The 19,284-nt window shown below is 59.2% G+C and carries 18 protein-coding genes; 17 read left to right on the forward strand and 1 reads right to left on the reverse strand.

Features of this window, described 5'->3' with window-relative positions; translation table 11 throughout:
- Positions 1–164: 164 nt before the first annotated feature.
- Positions 165–1,079 carry a LysR substrate-binding domain-containing protein gene (locus AC2D8V_RS04790; protein ID WP_484732374.1) on the reverse strand — a complete coding sequence of 305 codons (915 nt, stop codon included), beginning with the start codon at positions 1,077–1,079 and terminating at the stop codon, positions 165–167.
- A 96-nt stretch (positions 1,080–1,175) separates the two neighbouring features.
- Here AC2D8V_RS04790 and AC2D8V_RS04795 point away from each other — a divergent pair, with 96 nt between their 5' ends.
- The 17 genes from AC2D8V_RS04795 (at position 1,176) to tig (ending at position 19,258) form a co-directional block, all read left to right on the forward strand.
- Positions 1,176–2,399 (forward strand): acyl-CoA dehydrogenase, encoded by a 1,224-nt coding sequence (locus AC2D8V_RS04795; RefSeq protein WP_484732375.1) that lies wholly within the window; start codon positions 1,176–1,178, stop codon positions 2,397–2,399.
- A 270-nt stretch (positions 2,400–2,669) separates the two neighbouring features.
- Positions 2,670–3,722: an ABC transporter ATP-binding protein gene (locus AC2D8V_RS04800; protein ID WP_484732376.1), complete on the forward strand. Its 1,053-nt coding sequence runs from the start codon at positions 2,670–2,672 to the stop codon at positions 3,720–3,722.
- 80 nt (positions 3,723–3,802) lie between these two features.
- The gene (locus tag AC2D8V_RS04805; protein WP_484732377.1) at positions 3,803–5,023 is read left to right on the forward strand and encodes an ABC transporter substrate-binding protein; all 1,221 of its coding nucleotides are present in this window, start codon (positions 3,803–3,805) and stop codon (positions 5,021–5,023) included.
- 117 nt (positions 5,024–5,140) lie between these two features.
- Positions 5,141–6,166, forward strand: coding sequence for a carbohydrate ABC transporter permease (locus AC2D8V_RS04810; RefSeq protein WP_484732378.1), 1,026 nt, complete (start codon positions 5,141–5,143; stop codon positions 6,164–6,166).
- Positions 6,166–7,323 (forward strand): carbohydrate ABC transporter permease, encoded by a 1,158-nt coding sequence (locus AC2D8V_RS04815; RefSeq protein ID WP_484732379.1) that lies wholly within the window; start codon positions 6,166–6,168, stop codon positions 7,321–7,323. Before AC2D8V_RS04810 ends, AC2D8V_RS04815 begins: the two co-directional genes overlap by 1 nt.
- A gap of 73 nt (positions 7,324–7,396) precedes the next feature.
- Positions 7,397–7,936, forward strand: a complete 540-nt coding sequence (locus AC2D8V_RS04820; RefSeq protein ID WP_484732380.1) for an ester cyclase — start codon at positions 7,397–7,399, stop codon at positions 7,934–7,936.
- Positions 7,937–7,939: 3 nt separating this feature from the next.
- Positions 7,940–9,271, forward strand: coding sequence for a histidinol dehydrogenase (gene hisD, locus AC2D8V_RS04825; protein ID WP_484732381.1), 1,332 nt, complete (start codon positions 7,940–7,942; stop codon positions 9,269–9,271).
- Positions 9,272–9,330: 59 nt separating this feature from the next.
- Entirely contained in the window at positions 9,331–10,377 is a 1,047-nt protein-coding gene (locus AC2D8V_RS04830; protein WP_484732382.1) for an ester cyclase, read from the forward strand.
- Positions 10,374–11,135 carry an SDR family NAD(P)-dependent oxidoreductase gene (locus AC2D8V_RS04835; protein WP_484732383.1) on the forward strand — a complete coding sequence of 254 codons (762 nt, stop codon included), beginning with the start codon at positions 10,374–10,376 and terminating at the stop codon, positions 11,133–11,135. The genes AC2D8V_RS04830 and AC2D8V_RS04835 overlap by 4 nt, the downstream gene beginning before the upstream one ends.
- A gap of 3 nt (positions 11,136–11,138) precedes the next feature.
- Positions 11,139–12,155, forward strand: coding sequence for a LacI family DNA-binding transcriptional regulator (locus AC2D8V_RS04840; RefSeq protein ID WP_484732384.1), 1,017 nt, complete (start codon positions 11,139–11,141; stop codon positions 12,153–12,155).
- Positions 12,152–13,120, forward strand: a complete 969-nt coding sequence (locus AC2D8V_RS04845) for a nuclear transport factor 2 family protein (RefSeq protein WP_484732385.1) — start codon at positions 12,152–12,154, stop codon at positions 13,118–13,120. The genes AC2D8V_RS04840 and AC2D8V_RS04845 overlap by 4 nt, the downstream gene beginning before the upstream one ends.
- Before the next feature lie 46 nt (positions 13,121–13,166).
- Complete coding sequence (locus AC2D8V_RS04850) at positions 13,167–14,132, forward strand: cupin domain-containing protein (protein ID WP_484732386.1); 966 nt, start codon at positions 13,167–13,169, stop codon at positions 14,130–14,132.
- Positions 14,133–14,211: 79 nt separating this feature from the next.
- Positions 14,212–15,414, forward strand: a complete 1,203-nt coding sequence (locus tag AC2D8V_RS04855; RefSeq protein WP_484732387.1) for a hypothetical protein — start codon at positions 14,212–14,214, stop codon at positions 15,412–15,414.
- A 62-nt stretch (positions 15,415–15,476) separates the two neighbouring features.
- On the forward strand, positions 15,477–16,601 hold the full coding sequence (locus AC2D8V_RS04860; RefSeq protein WP_484732388.1) for a cobalamin-independent methionine synthase II family protein: 1,125 nt from the start codon (positions 15,477–15,479) through the stop codon (positions 16,599–16,601).
- An 11-nt stretch (positions 16,602–16,612) separates the two neighbouring features.
- Positions 16,613–17,050, forward strand: a complete 438-nt coding sequence (locus AC2D8V_RS04865; RefSeq protein WP_484732389.1) for a P-loop nucleotide/nucleoside kinase family protein — start codon at positions 16,613–16,615, stop codon at positions 17,048–17,050.
- A gap of 15 nt (positions 17,051–17,065) precedes the next feature.
- Positions 17,066–17,761: an RraA family protein gene (locus tag AC2D8V_RS04870; protein ID WP_484732390.1), complete on the forward strand. Its 696-nt coding sequence runs from the start codon at positions 17,066–17,068 to the stop codon at positions 17,759–17,761.
- 165 nt (positions 17,762–17,926) lie between these two features.
- Complete coding sequence (gene tig / locus AC2D8V_RS04875) at positions 17,927–19,258, forward strand: trigger factor (RefSeq protein WP_484732391.1); 1,332 nt, start codon at positions 17,927–17,929, stop codon at positions 19,256–19,258.
- The last annotated feature ends 26 nt before the right edge of the window (positions 19,259–19,284 follow it).

Raw genomic sequence — 19,284 nt, forward strand, 5'->3', positions numbered from 1 at the left:
ATCAGCAGATGCCCAAGTTCTACCGATGAATTGGGACATAAAAAGGCCAAGCCAGTGGCCACCACGCGGCTTTGGAACAGGCAACACAGTGTTTCGATTTTAAGGATAGTCGGGCAAATGCGGCGGGGGTTCTCGCGATAGGTGAAAATACCCGTGGATTTGCCTCAGCGGTTAAGTTTTGTGTCGGATTGGTGGCGCAACCAAGCGCGAAATGAGGTCAAAGCGCCACCTTCTGGCCTATCTTTGGGCCAGACCAGATAATAGCTGCCGATGCTCTGCGTGGCATGTTGCGACGCCAGAGCAAGCTGCCCCGACGCAAGGTAGGGTTCGGCGACGAAAGTGGGCAGCAGCGCAATCCCCAAACCATGCATCGCGGCCTGTGCCATCGTTGAAAACTGGTCGAAGGTCATGCCCGGAGCGGGCGTATCCGTCACCCCGACCGCTGCCAGCCACCGCGCCCAGGCGCGGGGGCGTGTCTCCAGATGCATAAGATCGAATTGCAGCAACGCACGCGGGTCTTGCACAGGTTCGGGCATCAGCTTGGGCGCGGCCACTGGCACGACGGTTTCGGGCAAAAGCGGCAGATAGTCCACTCCGGGCCAGTCCTCGCGCCCGAAATGGATTGCGGCGTCGAAATCCGAGGTGCGAAAGTCGAAAGGTGCCAGCCGCGTCGACAGGTTGATCGTCACTTCCGGGTGTGCACGGGCAAAGTCGGCAAGCCGCGGGGCCAGCCAGTGCATCCCGAACGCCGGCAGGATCGACAGGTTCAGCACACCGCCTTGGGCAGCGGTCCGCGCGGCAATAGAGGCGCGCGCCAGCTTTTGCAGCACCGCGCGTACTTCTGTCACGTAAGACTGGCCCGCAGCGGTCAGACGCAAGCTGCGCCCGGACCGCTCTACCAGTTTTGCTTCCAGTTGATCTTCGAGGGATTTGAGCTGGCGGCTGACGGCGCTTTGCGTCAGCGCAAGCTCTCCTGCGGCATCGGTGGCGCTTCCCAGACGCGCAACCGCCTCAAAGCAGATCAGGGCCGAGATCGAGGGGAGGAAGCGGCGTGGCGAGGACATATGAGTTTTTCTCATGCTTTCTGTGCAAAAGCATCGTTAGCCATTTCTCCTGATCTTTGCAATAAAGGGGCGCTCCCCGAATCTTCACCGACCTTCACGAGAGGAAAAATCATGAATGTTGAACGCCCCGTGCTCAAAGCTAAAGACGCGCCTGACCTTGGCACCTTTGATTGGACCGACCCCTTTCGCCTGAACGAGCAGTTGGCCGAAGACGAGCGCATGATCCAGCAAAGCGCAGCGGCGTACGCACAGGAAAAACTGCAGCCGCGGGTGATTTACGCCTTTGCCAATGAAACGACTGATCCCGACATTTTCCGCGAGATGGGCGAGATGGGCCTGTTGGGCGTGACCTGCCCCGAGGAATACGGCGGGCTGGGCGGCTCATACGTGTCCTATGGCCTTGTCGCGCGCGAGGTGGAGCGGGTTGATTCCGGGTACCGTTCGATGATGTCAGTGCAAAGCTCGCTGGTGATCTACCCCATCTATGCCTACGGCTCAGAGGCGCAGCGTCGCAAATACCTGCCAAAGCTCTGCGCGGGCGAGTGGATTGGCTGTTTCGGACTCACGGAACCGGATGCAGGCTCCGACCCGGCGGGTATGAAAACGCGGGCTGAGAAGACTGAAACCGGCTATCGGCTGACGGGGTCGAAGATGTGGATTTCGAATGCGCCCATTGCCGATGTGTTCGTGGTTTGGGCGAAATCCGAAGCTCACGGCGGCAAGATCCGTGGCTTTGTCCTTGAAAAAGGTATGAAAGGGCTGTCAGCGCCCAAAGTGGGCAACAAGCTGAGCCTGCGGGCGTCCATTACGGGCGAGATCGTCATGGATGGCGTCGAGGTGGGCGAAGAGGCACTGCTGCCAAATGTGCAAGGCCTCAAAGGGCCGTTTGGCTGCCTCAACCGGGCGCGATACGGGATCAGCTGGGGTGCTATGGGCGCGGCGGAGTTCTGCTGGCATGCGGCGCGGCAGTACGGGCTGGACCGGCACCAGTTTGGCAAGCCTCTGGCCGGGACGCAGCTCTTTCAAAAGAAGCTGGCGGACATGATGACCGAGATTTCGCTGGGGCTGCAGGGCGCGTTGCAGGTCGGGCGCCTCATGGATGCAGCGCAAGCGGCACCTGAGATGGTCAGCATCGTCAAGCGGAACAACTGCGGCAAGGCTCTGGATATTGCGCGCATGGCCCGAGACATGCACGGCGGCAATGGTATTTCAGGCGAGTTTCAGGTCATCCGCCACATGATGAACCTTGAAACCGTCAATACCTACGAAGGCACGCATGACATCCACGCGCTGATCCTCGGGCGTGCGCAAACTGGTCTGCAGGCCTTTTTCTAAGGCCGGACAATGTCGCGTGATCAGAGCGGTTCGATTCGCGGACTGTTTGCGCTCTCTTTCTCAAGCTGCACCGGCGGCCCGCGCGGCACTTGCCGCGCAGGCCGTGTGCCATGGTGTTGTCAGGTATTAGGCAAGGCATTGTTTATAAAGTGAAATATCCAGTCTTGCACAAATTTTGCAAACGTGTGCAAAATTTCCTTGCCAAGTCGAGGAGCACGCCGCTAGCGTAAGGTTAACCTGCAGGATGCGGGGGGCGACTGCGGGGGCAACATGGCTGAAATTCAACTGCGCAACGTCAACAAGCGGTGGGGCAGCTTTGTCGGGGTCGACAATTTTGACCTGACGATTGCCGATCAGGAATTTCTTGTGCTTCTAGGTCCTTCCGGATGTGGCAAGACGACCACGATGCGCATGATCGCCGGATTGGAAGATCCAACAGACGGCGAAATCATCATCGGCGACCGGGTTGTGAACGACCTTGATCCGAAAGACCGCGACGTTGCCATGGTGTTTCAGTCTTACGGGCTTTACCCGAACATGAATGTTTACGAAAACATTCGTTTCCCGCTGAAAGTGCGCAAGATCCCTGAGAACGAACATGACGAACGCGTGCGGCGCGCTTCGGCGATGGTCGAGCTGGACGACTTTTTGCACCGCAAACCGGCGGAACTTTCCGGCGGTCAGCGGCAGCGGGTGGCGCTGGCCCGTGCGATCGTGCGCGAGCCCAACGTGTTCTTGATGGATGAGCCGCTGTCGAACCTCGACGCCAAGCTGCGCGTATCTACCCGCGCGCAGATCAAGAACCTCAGCCATGAGTTGAAAGTGACCACCGTCTACGTGACGCACGACCAGATCGAAGCGATGACGCTGGCCGATCGCGTGGTTGTCATGAAGCAGGGCAAGGTGCAGCAGGTCGGTACACCTACCGACATTTACGACTATCCGGCCAATACATTTGTTGCCAGTTTCATCGGCAGCCCTGCGATGAACCTGATGGATGGTGAGATCAAAGGTGGCACCTTTACCGGCAAGAACGTCAGCATCAGCGGGCTTGCTGCACCCGACGGTGCGGTCACGCTTGGGTTTCGCGCCGAGGATGCGACCCTTTCCGACGCAGGCGCAGGCCAGATCACCGCGCCGATCTACACAATCGAGCTGTTGGGCGACGCCACGATGTTGACCGTTCGCGCTGGCGGGCAACTGGTGTCCGTCAAGGCGCACAAGGAATACCGCGCAGAGATCGGGGATACCATCTCGTTCTCTGTGCCTGCAGAGATTTGTCATTTGTTTGACAAAGAGAGCGGCGCGCGCGTCGCGTCGTGACCTAACCTGCCTCGCAAGAGGCCAAACAGGGTGCAGGCTTGCAAGATGCACCCGATCAAACCGCAACAGGGAGTTTGCATATGTATCTCAAAAGAATAGCACTGGCGGGCGCTGTGTCCTTGATGGGCTCGGCCGCATTTGCCGCTTGCTCTTACGAAAACGACGTGCCGCTGAAATCGCTCAGCGCCGGGTTCGAGGCATGGAAAGCCGTGACAGAAGCAATGGCGGAGTGCGGAAATTTCCAGGCCGAGCTGGATCAGGAATTCCGCACCAAGCAGCCGGCGGCGTTCGAGGCGAACCCGTCTCTTTACCAGATCGGTGGTGTTTCCAACGGGACGATCACGCCCTTGATGAACGCAGGCACCATTCGTCCTCTGGATGATCTGGTCGAGAAATACGGTCAGAATCTGAGCCCGAACCAGCTGATCCGCATCAACGGTCAGGTCATGGCGATTGCCATGATGGTGAACACCCAGCACCTGATGTACCGCGAAGATATTTTGTCGGATCTGGGCATCGAAGTTCCAACCACTTGGGACGAAGTCTACGCCGCCGCGGACAAGATCAAGAAAGCAGGCGTCGTGGATTACCCGCTGGGCGCGACCATGAAGTCGGGCTGGAACCTCGCTCAGGAGTTCGTCAACATGTACCCCGGACACGGTGGTACGTTCTTTAACGACGACAACACGACTGCGGTAAACTCCGATGCCGGTATGGCGGCGCTTGCCACCATGAAAAAGGCGCTGGAGTACACCGACCCGGAAGTTCTGGTAAGCGACAGCACATACGTGCAGCAGCAATTCCAGCAGGGTAAGATCGCCATGGCGAACCTGTGGGCGTCTCGCGCCGGTGCGATGAACGACGAAGCCGAAAGCCAGGTCGTGGGCAAAGTGGCAATGTCCGCAGCACCCAAGGCCGTTGCTGACGGCGCGCCTGCGACCACACTGTGGTGGGACGGCATCGTGATCGCCAAGAACATTTCCGACGAGGAAGCCGACGCGGCGTTCCGTCTGGCGATGGAAGGGCTCGACAGTGAAATGGTCACCGCTAATAACGACGCGGCCATCTGGCTGGTGCAGGGCTACGCGCCAACTGCAATCGCCAAAGGCGCAATCGACACCGCAACGGCACAGCCTGCACCTCCTGCATACCCTTCCACCACCCAGATGGGTCTGTTGCACACGGCACTTGGCAACGAACTGCCAGCGTTCCTGACAGGTGAGCGGGATGCGGCAGCCACGCTGGTCGCGATTGAAGAGGCCTACACCACCTCCGCGAAAGAAGCGGGTGTGCTGAAGTAAAAGCTGCGCCGGCCGGGGTGATCCCGGCCGGCCTCCCCGCCGCTGCGGGTTTTGCAAAGTGCCAGCGAGCGCTTTGCAAAGCGTCGCGGAGATTGATGGCTCACGAGGATCAAGCTTATGAAATTCAAGACTTTTGCAGCCTTTGTTGGCCCGTCTGTCTTTATGATGCTGCTGTTCATTGCCTTGCCTTTGGTGACGGTCTTTATCCAGAGTTTTCAGGTCACTCAGCCGATCCTCGAACAGGTCGAGGTTGAAACCTGTACGCCAGGCTTTCTGACCCAGACATGCACCACCGAAACCAAATCTGTTCCCGTACTTGATGAGAACGGCAAGACGATTACAGAGACCAGCTGGGTTGGTTTGCAAAGTTACCGCAACGTTCTGCAGATGGACAAGTTCTGGGACGGTGTCGCGAACGGCAGCTGGAATGACATCATGCAGATCGATTTCTGGCGGGCGCTGCGTTTTACGCTGATGTTCACGCTTTTGACCCTGCCCATGGTGCTGGTTATGGGACTTGCCATTGCGCTTGCGGTCAATAACGCGACCCGTTCCATCCGGGGCCCTGTGATCTTTGTCTCTTTGCTGCCCTTCATCATTACGCCGGTGATCGGCTCACTGTCGATCTACTGGCTCTTTGTCGGGGACGGTATCCTGACCGCAATGCTCGAGAGGTGGTCAGGGCAGAACATATCGATGTTCGCACAGGCCTGGACAATCGAATTGCTGATGTACTTCTTCCGTGTCTGGAACAATGCGCCCTTTGCTTTCGTGATCTTCTACGCCGGTCTCCAGACAGTGAACATGGATACTCTGGAATCCGCCGTGATCGACGGGGCGAGCCGGTGGGAGCGCCTCCGCCATGTCATCATCCCGCACCTTATGCCGCTGATCATCTTCATCTCGCTCATTCACCTGATGGATGTCTACCGTGTCTTCGAAGAGATCGTCGGTTTCCGCAGCCAGGCCCACGTCATCTCGCTGCAGTGGCTGACCTACGACTTCATGACACCAGATGATGCGGGCAACCGCGCCATGAGCCGCGCGTCGGCCTCCGCAATGCTCACCATGATCGGCATTGTCTTCCTGCTCATTCTGCCGCTGCGCCGTACGTGGCGCGACCACAAGGGGAGCTCGCACTGATGTCTACCGCCAAAGCCATGCAGCAATCATTTGCGCTGCGTTTCTCCTCGGGCGCTTTCCTCGCCTTTTGGTGTCTGCTCGCGGCCTTCCCGATCTTCTGGATCGCGGTCATGAGCTTCAAGTCGCCGGTTGACGCTTTTGCCGCGTCACCACTCGACGTCATTTTCGGGCCAGCGACCCGCGCCAAGGGCGATGGCCTTTCGGTGCCCGATCTCTTGGTTGGCATTGCGGTGCTGTTCTTTTCGATCCGCTGGGCGTTTACGCGGCTGCCGGATCTGGTGCGACGCTTCACACCACCCGCCCTGATTGCACTGGGCTGGATCATCGGTGCGCTGGTCTATGCGCTTTTGTTTATTCTTGTGTTCTTTGCCATTCTGCCTCCGGTGATGGGGGTGCTGAATAGTATTCTCGGTCCGTTGGGCACGCCTGTGATCGGGCTGACCACAGAGCATTATGTGTCCGTCTGGGCGGAGAACGCTTTTTACCGGAATTTCCTGAACTCCATGCTTGTGACCGCGGGTGTTGTCACAATCTCGCTGACTGTGGGCACCCTTGCAGGATACGGTCTGGCGCGGTCGGGCTCGAATCTCGCGTTCTGGCTGTTGATTATGGCGTTGATCTTCCGGGCTTTGCCGCATTCGGTTCTGGTTGCCGGCTATTTGCCCGTGTTCATCAACTCGTCAGAGATTTTGCGACCCGTTATGGGCGACGGCGCGCCAACGCTTTACGGCCAGCCATGGGCGGTGATCGCCGTGCTTGTGTCCATCAACCAGCCTTTCACGATCTGGATGCTGCGCTCTTTCTTCCAGAATATCCCGGCCGAACTGGACGAAGCCGCGCGCGTCGACGGATGCTCGCATTTTCAGGCCTTCCGCCGCGTGATCATGCCCGTAATGTGGCCCGGTGTGATCACCACCGGTCTTTTCAGCTTCCTGCTGGGGTATAACGACTTTCTGGTCACCTCACTGCTGCTGGACGCGCAGAACCAGACGATGGTGCCGGCAATTGCGGGCTACTTCAACCGAGAGACAACCACGACCGACCAGGTCGAAGCAGTGGCCGCAGCAGTATCGATCACCGCGCCTCTGTTCCTGCTGGTCATGGTATTCCAGCGTCAGATCGTCTCCGGCCTGACTGCCGGTGCCGTAAAAGGATGACGCGCTCTTTCACTTTGCCAGAAAAACTCCCGCCGGAGGCTCCCGCCGCCGGCAACAAGATCAAAGGTTGACCATGAAAGGCTCCCGCCCGGAACAGGCCGTGCTGACCAAGAACACGGATATGAACAAGACAGACGCAACCCGCGCGGTCATAGAAAACATGGTCGACGGGCTCAACGATCACCGGATCGATGACATCGGCGCATTTTTCGCCGAAAGCTTCCGGTGGATGGGCAACCAGGGCTGTGGCACCAAGAAAGGCCTCACTGAGTTTCAGGACAACTGGCAGCGCCCCTTTCAGGCCGCGTTCTCGGACAAGGTCTGCGTCGACGAGGCACGGCTCTATATGGGAGAGTGGGCGGCGGCCTTCGGCAGGCAGGAAGCTACACATTCCGGGACCTTCATGGGCGTGGCCCCGACGGGCAAGCGGATCGACATTCGGTATATGGATTTTTGGAAAGTGGAAGACGGGCGCATCACCGATAATTGGGTGATGGTCGATTTTCCGCATGTTTTGGCACAACTGGGCGTGGATGTGTTCAACGGCGAGGGATGGGAAGCCTACGACCGTGGTGAAAAGACAGCACCCAAACCCGAGGGCGGAGGAAACTGATACATGGCCATAGAATATCTCAAACGAGGCAAACCCGAAACAGAGCGGGCGGATGACGATGCCAAAACCCGCGCCGCCGTTGAGGCGACACTGGCGGATATCGAGGCGCGTGGCGATGAGGCTGTGCGAGATTTGAGCGAGAAATTCGACTCCTATTCGCCGCCGTCTTTCCGTCTGAGCCAGGAAGAGATCGATGGGTTGATCGCGCAGCTAAGCCCGCAGGAATTGCACGATATCAAGTTCGCACAGGAACAGGTGCGCCGCTTCGCTCAGGCGCAGCGCGACAGCATGCTGGACATCGAGGTGGAAACCTTGCCCGGGGTTATCCTTGGTCACAAAAACATCCCCGTTCAGTCCGTGGGCTGTTATGTGCCGGGGGGCAAGTTTCCCATGGTCGCCTCGGCGCATATGTCCGTGGCCACAGCCGGCGTCGCCGGTGTGCCGCGGATCGTGGCCTGCACGCCGCCTTTTAAGGGCAAGCCTAATCCCGGTGTGATTGCGGCTATGCATCTTGGCGGCGCGCATGAAATTTACGTATTGGGCGGCATTCAGGCCGTGGGCGCCATGGCCATCGGCACCGATACGATGGAGCCGGTGCACATGCTGGTGGGGCCGGGTAACGCCTTTGTCGCGGAAGCCAAACGCCAGCTTTACGGCCGTGTCGGGATCGACCTTTTTGCCGGTCCCACCGAGACCATGGTGATTGCAGATGAAACCGTGGATGCAGAGATGTGTGCAACCGACCTGTTGGGACAGGCCGAGCACGGGTATAACTCACCTGCGGTTTTGCTGACGAAATCGCGCAAGCTGGCCGAAGACACTCTGGACGAGATCGCCCGAATTCTGGAAATTCTGCCTACAGCAGAGACCGCCCGCAAAAGCTGGGAGGATTATGGCGAAGTGATCCTGTGCGACACCTGGGAAGAAATGCTTTCGGTGGCGGATGATGTCGCCTCCGAGCATGTGCAGGTGATGACCGAGCGCGACGACTGGTTTCTCGACAATATGACCTGCTATGGAGCCCTGTTTCTGGGCCCACGCACCAATGTCGCAAACGGAGATAAAGTCATCGGGACAAATCACACTCTGCCTACCAAGAAGGCGGGGCGCTACACCGGCGGGCTCTGGGTCGGTAAGTTTCTCAAAACACACAGCTACCAGAAGGTCCTCACGGACGAGGCCGCGGCAGAAATTGGCGCTTATGGTTCGCGTTTGTGCATGCTTGAGGGCTTTGTTGGCCACGCCGAGCAGTGCAATTTGCGGGTGCGGCGCTACGGCGGGGTCAACGTGCCTTATGGTGAAGGCGCGCCGGTAAGGATGCGGGCAGCGGAATAACGGCTGCAGGGTGCAGGGGGCGCTGCCCCCGCCCCGGGATATTTTAAGGTCAGAAAAACATGGATGTTCATACGCAGCACAAAGACAGCTTCGCCAAGGTGCGCGCGGCGATGTATGATTTTGATCTGGAGACGGTGCGCGCAGCGCTCGAAGCTGTCTGCGCACCGGATGTGGTGTTCCGCCTGAGTTTTCCGTTCGAGACGATCGAAGGGATCGACGCGTATCTTGATGCGGTTTATGCGCCTCTTTTGCGTGCGTGGCCTGATCTGGAACGGCGCGACTACATCGTCATGGCCGGTCCGACGCCTGAAGGGGCGGATTGGGTAGGCTGCGGCGGGTATTACACCGGCGCTTTCATGCGGCCTTGGCTCGACATTCCGGCGACCGGCCACATGGTGCATATGCGCTTTCATGAGTTCTACCGGTTTGTGGACGGCAAAATCGTGGAAATGCAGGCGCTGTGGGATATCCCTGAGGTCATGCTGCAATCCGACGCCTGGCCTATGAGCCCGTCTTTAGGGCGCGAGTGGCATATTCCCGGGCCGGCTAGCTGTGACGGGCTGGTTCCGGGGCCGCATGATGCCGGGGCCGGGGCAGACAGCTGTCAGCTCATCATAGACATGCTCGAATATCTCAAACGCCACCCGTCCCAAGGCGGACCGGAAGTGATGGAGATGGAGCGTTTCTGGCACCCGCGCATGTCATGGTACGGCCCTGCAGGAATTGGCACCGGACGCGGGCAGCGCGGCTTTCGCCACTGGCATCAGATCCCGTTTCTGAACGCGATGCCGGATCGGGGCCAGTATCTTGACGAGATCGAGTATCACTTTTTCGGGGACGGGTCTTATGCCGCCGTAACCGGTTGGCCTGATATGATTCAAACCATCACCGAGGGGGGGTGGCTCGGGATTGCGCCGCCCGGCAAACGTATCGATATGCGCAGTCTTGATTTCTGGCGGGTCGAGGGCGGGCTGATCCGGGAAAACTGGGTTTTGGTCGATCTGCTCCACATGTATGACCAGATTGGCGTTGATGTCTTTGCGCGCATGCGCGAGTTCAACAAGGCGCGCGCCGGCTTCGATCCTGAAACGGGAGTGGCCTTGTGACCGGTTTGCCGCGTACACCCAAGTTTGATCTGACAGGGGCACGCGCGCTGGTCACAGGTGCGTCGTCGGGGATCGGATTGGGGTGTGCGGTGGCGCTGGCGGAGGCCGGAGCACATGTGGTCTGCGCGGCCCGGCGGCCGGCCCCGTTGGACGATGCCGTTGCGGCGATGGCGGGCGCGGGTCTGTCTGCTGAGGCGTTGCCACTGGACCAGACCGATCTCTGTGCGCTTGAGGCGGCTTTCGACGCGCCATTCGACGTCGTGGTCAACTCGGCCGGGTTGGCGCGGCATTCCGCGGCGGTCGAGACGACACCGGCGGACTATGACGCCGTTATGAACATAAACCTGCGCAGCGCCTATTTCCTGTCTTCCTATGCGGCAAAGGCGCTGATGGCGGCAGGAAGGCAAGGCTCCATCATCCACATCTCAAGTCAGATGGGCCACGTGGGCGGCATAGACCGGGCAGTTTACTGCGCCTCCAAACATGGGCTGGAGGGCATGGTAAAGTCGATGGCGATCGAATGGGGCAAAGCAGGCATTCGCATCAACACGATTTGCCCGACTTTCATCCGAACGCCGCTTACTCAGGCCACCTTTGGCGATCCAGAAAGGCTGGCGTGGATCATGGACAAGATCAAGCTGCCACGTGTCGGCGAAGTAGAAGACATTATGGGCGCCTGCGTGTTTCTCGCATCTGACGCCTCTGCGATGGTCACTGGTACGTCGATGCTGATCGATGGCGGATGGACGGCAGGGTAGGGCATGGGCAAGGTCACTTCACTGGAGGTAGCTGAAAAAGCAGGGGTCAGCCGCTCCGCTGTCAGCCGTGTCTTTACGCCCGGTGCGTCGGTCAGCAAGCGCACGGCGGAAAAGGTGCGCAGTGCCGCGGCCGCTTTGGGGTATCGCCCCAATGTGCTTGCCCGGTCACTGAACACCGGGCGCAGCCGGATCGTCGGGCTTGTGGTGGCCTATCTCGAAAACCAGTTCTACCCGGAGGCCATTGAAAAGCTGTCAAAAGCGCTGCAGGCCGAGGGTTACCACATGCTCGTTTTCATGGCATCGAACGATCATGCCGCAACGCAGTCCGTGATTGACGAGTTGTTGGACTATCAGGTGGACGCCATCATCGCCGCATCCGTGGGCCTGTCAAACGATCTGACGCGACGGTGCGAGGGTCTTGGCATTCCGCTTGTCCTGTTCAACCGCCACCAGAATGATGCGGGTCTGACATCGGTAACTTCTGACAACGCAGCGGGAGGACGCAAGCTGGCGGAGTTTCTGATTGCGGGAGGGCATCGGCGCATCGCCCATATCGCCGGCTGGGAGGGCGCTTCGACCCAGATCGACCGCGAGCGTGGTTTCGTCGAAGGACTCGCAGCGGCAGGCCTGTCGCTTTATGCACGCGAGGTCGGCAATTTCGATTTCGACCAAGCCAAGATCGCGGCGCGGCGGATGTTTGCGCGCACCGACCGACCTGACGCGGTGTTTGTGGCCAATGATCACATGGCCTTTGCCGTGATGGACGTGCTGCGCTACGAGCTGGGTCTGCGCGTCCCCGAGGACGTGTCGGTGGTGGGCTACGACGACGTGACGCTCGCTCAATGGCCCAGCTATGATTTAACAACTGTCCGACAGCCTGCGAACCGCATGGTGACGCAAACCATCGAGGCCCTTCTCGCGCGCCTCGACGGACAGGACGAGACACCGCGGAAAATCGTACTCGATGGCCCGCTGATGATCCGCGGCTCTGCCCGCAAACCTCAAGGACGAGACACATGAAGGGCTTTGATCCCAAGTTCAAGGATTTCCCCGACTACATCATCGGGATCACCAAGGAGATCTGGGAAGATCGCGGCATCGCCACGCTGCACCAGTATTACTCGGACGATATTGTTGTGCGGTCGCCCGCATCGGTGGTGATCGGCAACCAGAACGTTATCGGTGCGACCATGGCGACGTTGGCCGAGTTTCCCGACCGTACCCTGCTGGGTGAGGATGTGATCTGGTCGGGTACGCCAGAGGACGGCATGCTGAGTTCGCACCGGTTGCTCTCGACGGCCACTCACGCGCACGATGGCGTCTATGGCAAGGCGACGGGTAAAAAGCTGACCTACCGCATCCTTGCCGATTGCCACGCCATCAACAATCAGATCAACGACGAATGGCTGATCCGCGATCAGGGGGCGATCGTGCGCCAGCTTGGATGGGACCCAAAAGCCTATGCTGCCGACCTCATCGAAAAAGAAGGCGGGCCAGAGACCTGCGTAAAGCCCCTGACACCTCTCACAGACCAGCCCGGCCCGTACAAGGGGCGGGGCAACGACAACGAATGGGGCGCGAAATACGCAGATATCATCACGCGCATCATGGGGGCAGACATGGCGGCGATCCCGGTTGAATACGACCGGGCCGTTCAGGTCGAGTACCCTGGCGGCGTGACCGGCCACAGCCACGGGGCGGTGGATCGGTTCTGGATGGGGTTGCGCGCGTCGTTCCCTGACGCGACGTTCCAGATTGACCACCAGATCGGCCGCGACGACCCGATGATGCCCCCGCGTGCGGCATTGCGCTGGTCACTGCACGGTAAGCATTCAGGCTGGGGAACCTTTGGCACGCCGACCGGCGCCGAGGTTTACCTTTTGGGTATCTGCCAAGCCGAATTCGGCCCATGGGGGCTGCGCCGCGAATACGTGATTTATGACGAAACGACGATCTGGAAGCAGATCTTGCTGCAAACCGGATAAGCCGGACGCCGGTCAGGCGTTCCGATCAGAACAGGAAAGAAAAGCAATGACACCTCAGGAAATGGAAAGCCGGATTGTTCGCTACGGCGATCTGCGCCCCTGCAAGACAGCCTTTATCGATGCTCATACGCCCGGGTCGGACCAAAAGGAAAACTTTACGATCATTGGCGGTGGCGTATCCGAAAGCGCCGATCAACACGTGCACATCACCATTCCGCACGGGTTCAACATCGGTGCAGCGGGCCAGCCGCCCAAATGCCGGAACAGTCTGCACAGCCACCGCACAGCAGAGGTGTTCTTTGTGCTCAAGGGCCGCTGGCGGTTCTTCTGGGGCCGCTGGGGTGATGCGGGCGAGGTGGTACTGGAGAAGGGTGATATCTTTAACATCCCCACCGGCATCTTTCGCGGATTCGAAAATATCGGGGACGATTACGGGATGATCATGGCGATCCTTGGGGGCGACGATGCCGGCGGAGGTGTGATCTGGGCGCCTCAGGTGATCGAGGATGCTGCGGATCACGGGCTGGTCCTGTCCGAGCAGGGAAAGCTTTACGACACCAAAGACGGACAGAACCTGCCCGAGGGTGTCAAACCCATGCCGCTGCTGACCGAAGAAGAACTCAAGATCTTTCCTGAACCTGCGGCGTCGGAGGTCGTGCCCGACTATGTGGCGCGCTATTGGGATATGGTCGCCATGGCCGATCGTGCGCCCGTCAAGGTGATCGGTGAAACCGGGTTGTTACGCGACAAGCCCGGCTTCGAAGTTGATTTGATCACGAGGCAGTCTGCCAAACAGCAGATGCACAGCCATGACCGCCCTTCCGTATTGATGCCCGTTACAGGCCATTGGCGCGTGATATGGGAAGGCGGCAGTGCAACCTTGGCGCCCGGCGACACGATGACCGTGCCGGAAAACCTTGCACACACGGCAGTGCCGTCGATGACCGGGGAGGCGGCGCTCTATCATATCGTAGCAACTGATGACGCGGCTGGCGCAACATGGACAGGGTAGTGAACGTGGTTAAGAAAAATATTGAACGATGTTCATAAATGGTCTATCACTTTTGTGAACATAGTTCATGGAGTGAGTAATGCATACGATTGCAGATACAAAAATGCTTGTGGAAGAGGGGGTTATCTCTCAAGCGGCCGCAAGAATCATCGAAGCCCGTGCGCGTACCACAATGGTGGCGCTTGCCATCAATACTGTGTTGTGCGCGGGCATTGTCTTTGCCACCTTTGGTTTGATTTTCTGGCTGGCTAATGCCTTTGCCGTCGCCATCTGCGGGATCCTGATGGCTGGTGCCGGGCTGCTGACGCTGCGGTTTGGCCGACCGCTCTACGCGATGTTCGGCAATGCGGCTGCATTGATCGGGTGCGGCATGCTGCTGGGAGGCATGGCGTTTGAGCTTTCGGACAAGCTGCCGGAAATGGCTGGGTGGATACTGGCGGCTGTCGGCGGGGTGGTCGCTGTGGGTGCCGGATTTTCTTTCCTGCGCGGCCAGCTGACAACGCCATTCGTTACCGGCGCGGTGATGCTTATGGGCGGTGCCCTGCATCTTTTCGGATTGGGGTTCCTGCTCAAAGATCTGGCGCTGCAAGGCGCGCCCATTGTGGCCTTTTGGCTGTATTCTGCGGCGGTGCTGGCCGGTTTGGGGGCGCTTACAGACATCCGGCTGATCTCTGCGCTTGCCATTGCGCCCTTTGCGCAGGCGCTGGATACCGGCACATTCTACTTTCACGCCGCCTATGTTTTTTATTCGCCCGAAGCGACGCTCTCGATCCTACAGATGGCGGGCCTTGCCGCCGGCATGCTCTGGCTTGCGCATAATTCCACTGAACGCACCGCCCGGCACGCGCGTATCCACGTCATGATGGCGTTTATTGTTGCCAACCTGTGCGCGCTCGTCGGAAGCCTGTGGGGCGATGTCGTGGGGCAGACAATCTGGGGGCCCGGCGTGCGTTACTGGCGCAACGGCATGTCCTATGATGAGTGGCGCGCCGCGATGGACGCCTTCGAAGCGTCGGCTCTGGTGATCCACGAGCATGTCTATTCCGTGCTCTGGGCGCTGGCTCTGGCAGCAACCGCCTTTGTCGCCGCACACCGGAACCAGCGCGGGCTGTTCAATGCCGCGATCACCTTTGCGGGGATACATGGCTATACACAGATGTTCGAGACATTCTACGACGAGCCGCTCGCCTACGTGATCGGCGGGCTCGCGGCGGTACCGCTGGCGTGGGGAATGTGGCGTCTGAACACATGGTTTCTGGCACAACGCCAAACACTGGCCTAAAACAGGCCTACCGTGCCTGCAGATCACCTGCGGGCACGGACAAAAAGAAGGGAGACCGGGGGATGGTCAAAACAACACACGTCGGTTCGCTGCCGCGCAGCCAAAAGGTCGTGGATTTTATTTTTGCCCGTGAAAACGGCACAGACTACGCGCAAGCGGATTTCGACGCAGCCATGGCCGAAGCCGTGAGCGAGACCGTCGCGAAACAGGTCGCGGCGGGCGTGGACATCGTAAGTGACGGGGAAACCTCCAAGATATCCTACGCCACATACGTTAAGGATCGCTACACAGGTTTTTCCGGAGACAGCCCGCGCAACGCGCCTGCCGACCTCAAACGCTTTCCCAGCTTTCTCAAGAGGTTAGCAGACGATGGCGGCACCCCGAAATACGCGCGGCCCATGTGCACCGGCAAGGTTGAAAGCAAGGGGCAGGGCGAGTTGCAAAAAGACATCAACAACCTGCAGCACGCGATGGCAGCGCATGGCGCGTCCAAGGGTTTCATGAATGCGGCCTCCCCCGGTGTTATCTCACTTTTTTTGCAAAACGACTTCTACCCGACGCGCGACGCTTATCTCGCCGCACTCGCCGATGCGATGAAAGCGGAATACGAAACCATAGTGGGTGCTGGTCTGCACCTGCAGCTTGATTGCCCCGATCTCGCTTTGTCGCGGCATATGCTTTTCAACGACCTGTCGGATCAGGAATTTCTCAAGATTGCCGGGGCCCACGTCGAGGCGCTGAACCATGCACTGTCGGATATCGACCCCGAAAACGTGCGCATCCACATTTGCTGGGGCAACTATGAAGGGCCACATGTATGCGACATCGGCATGGACAAGGTGTTTGACACGCTGATGTCCGCACAGGCGCGCTACGTCCTGTTTGAAACGTCAAACCCGCGCCATGCGCACGAATGGACAGTGTTTCGCGATCGCCGTGCCGATATTCCGGAGGACAAGGTATTGGTGCCGGGGGTTGTGGATACCACGACCAATTTTGTCGAACACCCCGAAGTGGTGGCGCAACGCATTGAGCGGTTTACGGATATTGTCGGAGAGGATCGTGTGATTGCGGGATCTGACTGCGGTTTTGGGACTTTTGCAGGCTTTGGTGCTGTCGATCCGGACATCGCCTACGCCAAGCTTGAGGCGCTGGCGGAGGGTGCTGCGATTGCGGCCGCGCGCTAGTGGGGCGGGTGGTGCTGCTTTCCGGATTGCCGGGCAGCGGCAAATCCACTTTGGCGCGCGCCATGTGTGAGGGCGCGCGTGCCGTGCATCTGCGGGTGGATACCATCGAACAGGCGATTTGCGACAGCCTGCTGAACGTGTGCAGTGCGGTTGATGCCGGATACCGCACGGCAGCAGCGCAGGCAGCGGAAATCGCAAGTGCAGGGCATGACGTCGTCTGTGACGCGGTCAATGCCGATGCACGGGGTCGGGTGCTCTGGCCCGCCGCTGATATTATCGTCCACGTCAAAGTGCCGGAGCAGACCCGCGCGGCACGCAATTTGCAGCGCGGTGGCCGCGAATACCCGCATGTCTGGGTGGACTGGCCGCATCCGGTGCTCACGCTGGACGGCACAGAGGCTCCCGACAGACTGGCGCAGGCGGTTTGGCACGCGCTGGGCGACCAATGAACCGAGGAACATGACATGAATGATAGTTTGCTTGACCTTCTGCGCCGCGTTGACACCCCCACCGTCTGCAACGCCATCGAAGTGGCTGAGGGCAAGCGCGGCTTTGCTGCGTTCTCGCGGGGCACCATGCTTTGCTCCGCACCTTCCGAACCTGCGATGGTAGGCTATGCCCGAACCGCGCGTATTCGCGCCGTTGACGCCCCGACCGAGCCGGCGGAGGTCATCAAAAAGCGGCGCATGGCGTACTACAAGTACATGTCCGAAGGGCCGCGCCCGGCGGTTGTCGTCATTCAAGACCTCGACGTCCCGAATGCGATCGGCGCATTCTGGGGCGAGGTGAACACCAACATTCACAAGGCCTTCGGGCTGGCCGGAACGCTGACCGACGGCGTGATGCGTGATCTTGGTGACCTGCCCGAGGGCTACCCGGTCGTGGCAGGCTCGATCGGGCCGAGCCACGGGTTTGTGCACGTCGTCGATTTTGATCAGCCGGTTGAGATTCATGGGATGCACGTAACGCCCGGTGCGCTGGTGCATGCGGATCGTCACGGCGCGGTGGTCATTCCGGACGAAGTAGTGCCCAAGTTGGAGGCGGCGATTGCGACCTTGATGCGGTCCGAAAAGATCGTCTTTGACGCGGTGCGGGGCAAGTCGCTGACCTTTGCGGAATTCGAGGAAGTCTGGGCAGCCTTCGAGGCGGCACGCACCTGATCGGGTGACTGGGATTTGGCGGTTCCAAGCTGCCAGCCGGCGGGGCTCTTTCGCGCCGGATGTGGGATGTGCCAAATCCGCTTGCACCTTATGCGCTCTACACATAGAAGAGCGGAAATTTCGATGCTGCGCCTCTTGCGGGGCGCCTTATTCTATGGAGCAAACATGCAGGTCACTGAGACGCTGAACGAAGGGTTGAAACGCAGCTACGCGATCAAGGTCACAGCCGAAGAACTGGACGCCAAGGTCAACGAGAAGCTCGCCGAAGCCCAGCCCGAAGTTGAGATGAAGGGCTTTCGCAAGGGCAAGGTGCCGATGGCGCTGCTCAAAAAGCAGTTTGGCCAGCGCGTGATGGGCGAGGCGATGCAGGAAAGCATCGACGGCGCGATGAACGATCACTTCAAGGAAAGTGGCGACCGTCCGGCGATGCAGCCAGAAGTCAAAATGACCAACGAGGACTGGAAAGAGGGCGATGACGTCGAAGTGTCGATGTCATACGAGGCTCTGCCAGAGATTCCCGAAGTCGATTTCTCCAAAATCAAGCTCGAAAAGCTGGTGGTAAAAGCCGATGACGGCGCAGTAGACGAAGCGCTGGGCAACCTTGCCGAGACAGCGCAGGACTTCAAGGTGCGCAAAAAAGGCTCCAAGGCAAAAGACGGCGATCAGGTTGTAATGGACTTCGTTGGGAAAGTAGACGGCGAAGCGTTCGACGGCGGCTCTGCCGAGGACTACCCGCTGGTGCTGGGCTCCAACTCATTTATCCCCGGTTTCGAAGAGCAGCTTGTCGGTGCCAAGGCGGGTGACGAAACGCAGGTAACTGTGACCTTCCCTGAAGACTACCAAGCCGAGAACCTCAAGGGCAAGGAAGCGACCTTCGACTGCACCATCAAGGAAGTTAAACAGCCGGTCGCAGCCGAGATCGACGACGAGTTGGCCAAAAAATTCGGTGCCGAGGATCTTGCCGGTCTTAAGGCTCAGATTTCAGAGCGTCTCGAGGCGGAATACTCAGGGGCGGCGCGTGCCGTGATGAAACGTTCGCTGCTGGATGAACTGGACAAGATGGTCGATTTCGACCTGCCGCCGTCGTTGGTAGATGCCGAGGCAGGCCAGATCGCGCACCAGCTGTGGCACGAGGAAAACCCGGAAGTCGAAGGTCACGATCACCCCGATATCGAAGCCACCGACGAGCACAAGAAACTGGCGGCACGTCGCGTTCGCCTTGGCCTGCTGCTGGCAGAGATCGGTCAGAAAGCAGAGGTTGAAGTTTCTGACGCGGAAATGACCCAAGCGATCATGGCGCAGGCGCGCCAGTATCCGGGTCAGGAACGTCAGTTCTTTGAATTCGTGCAACAAAACCAGCAGATGCAGCAACAGATGCGCGCGCCGATTTTCGAAGACAAAGTGGTTGATCACGTCTTTGAAGGAGCGACCATCAAGGAAAAAGAAGTCTCAAAAGACGATCTGCAGAAAGCTGTGGAAGCGCTCGAAGAAGAGTGATCCTGTTCCGGTAGGACCAGAATGTT

The sequence above is a fragment of the Roseobacter sp. YIN89 genome (assembly GCF_057219365.1).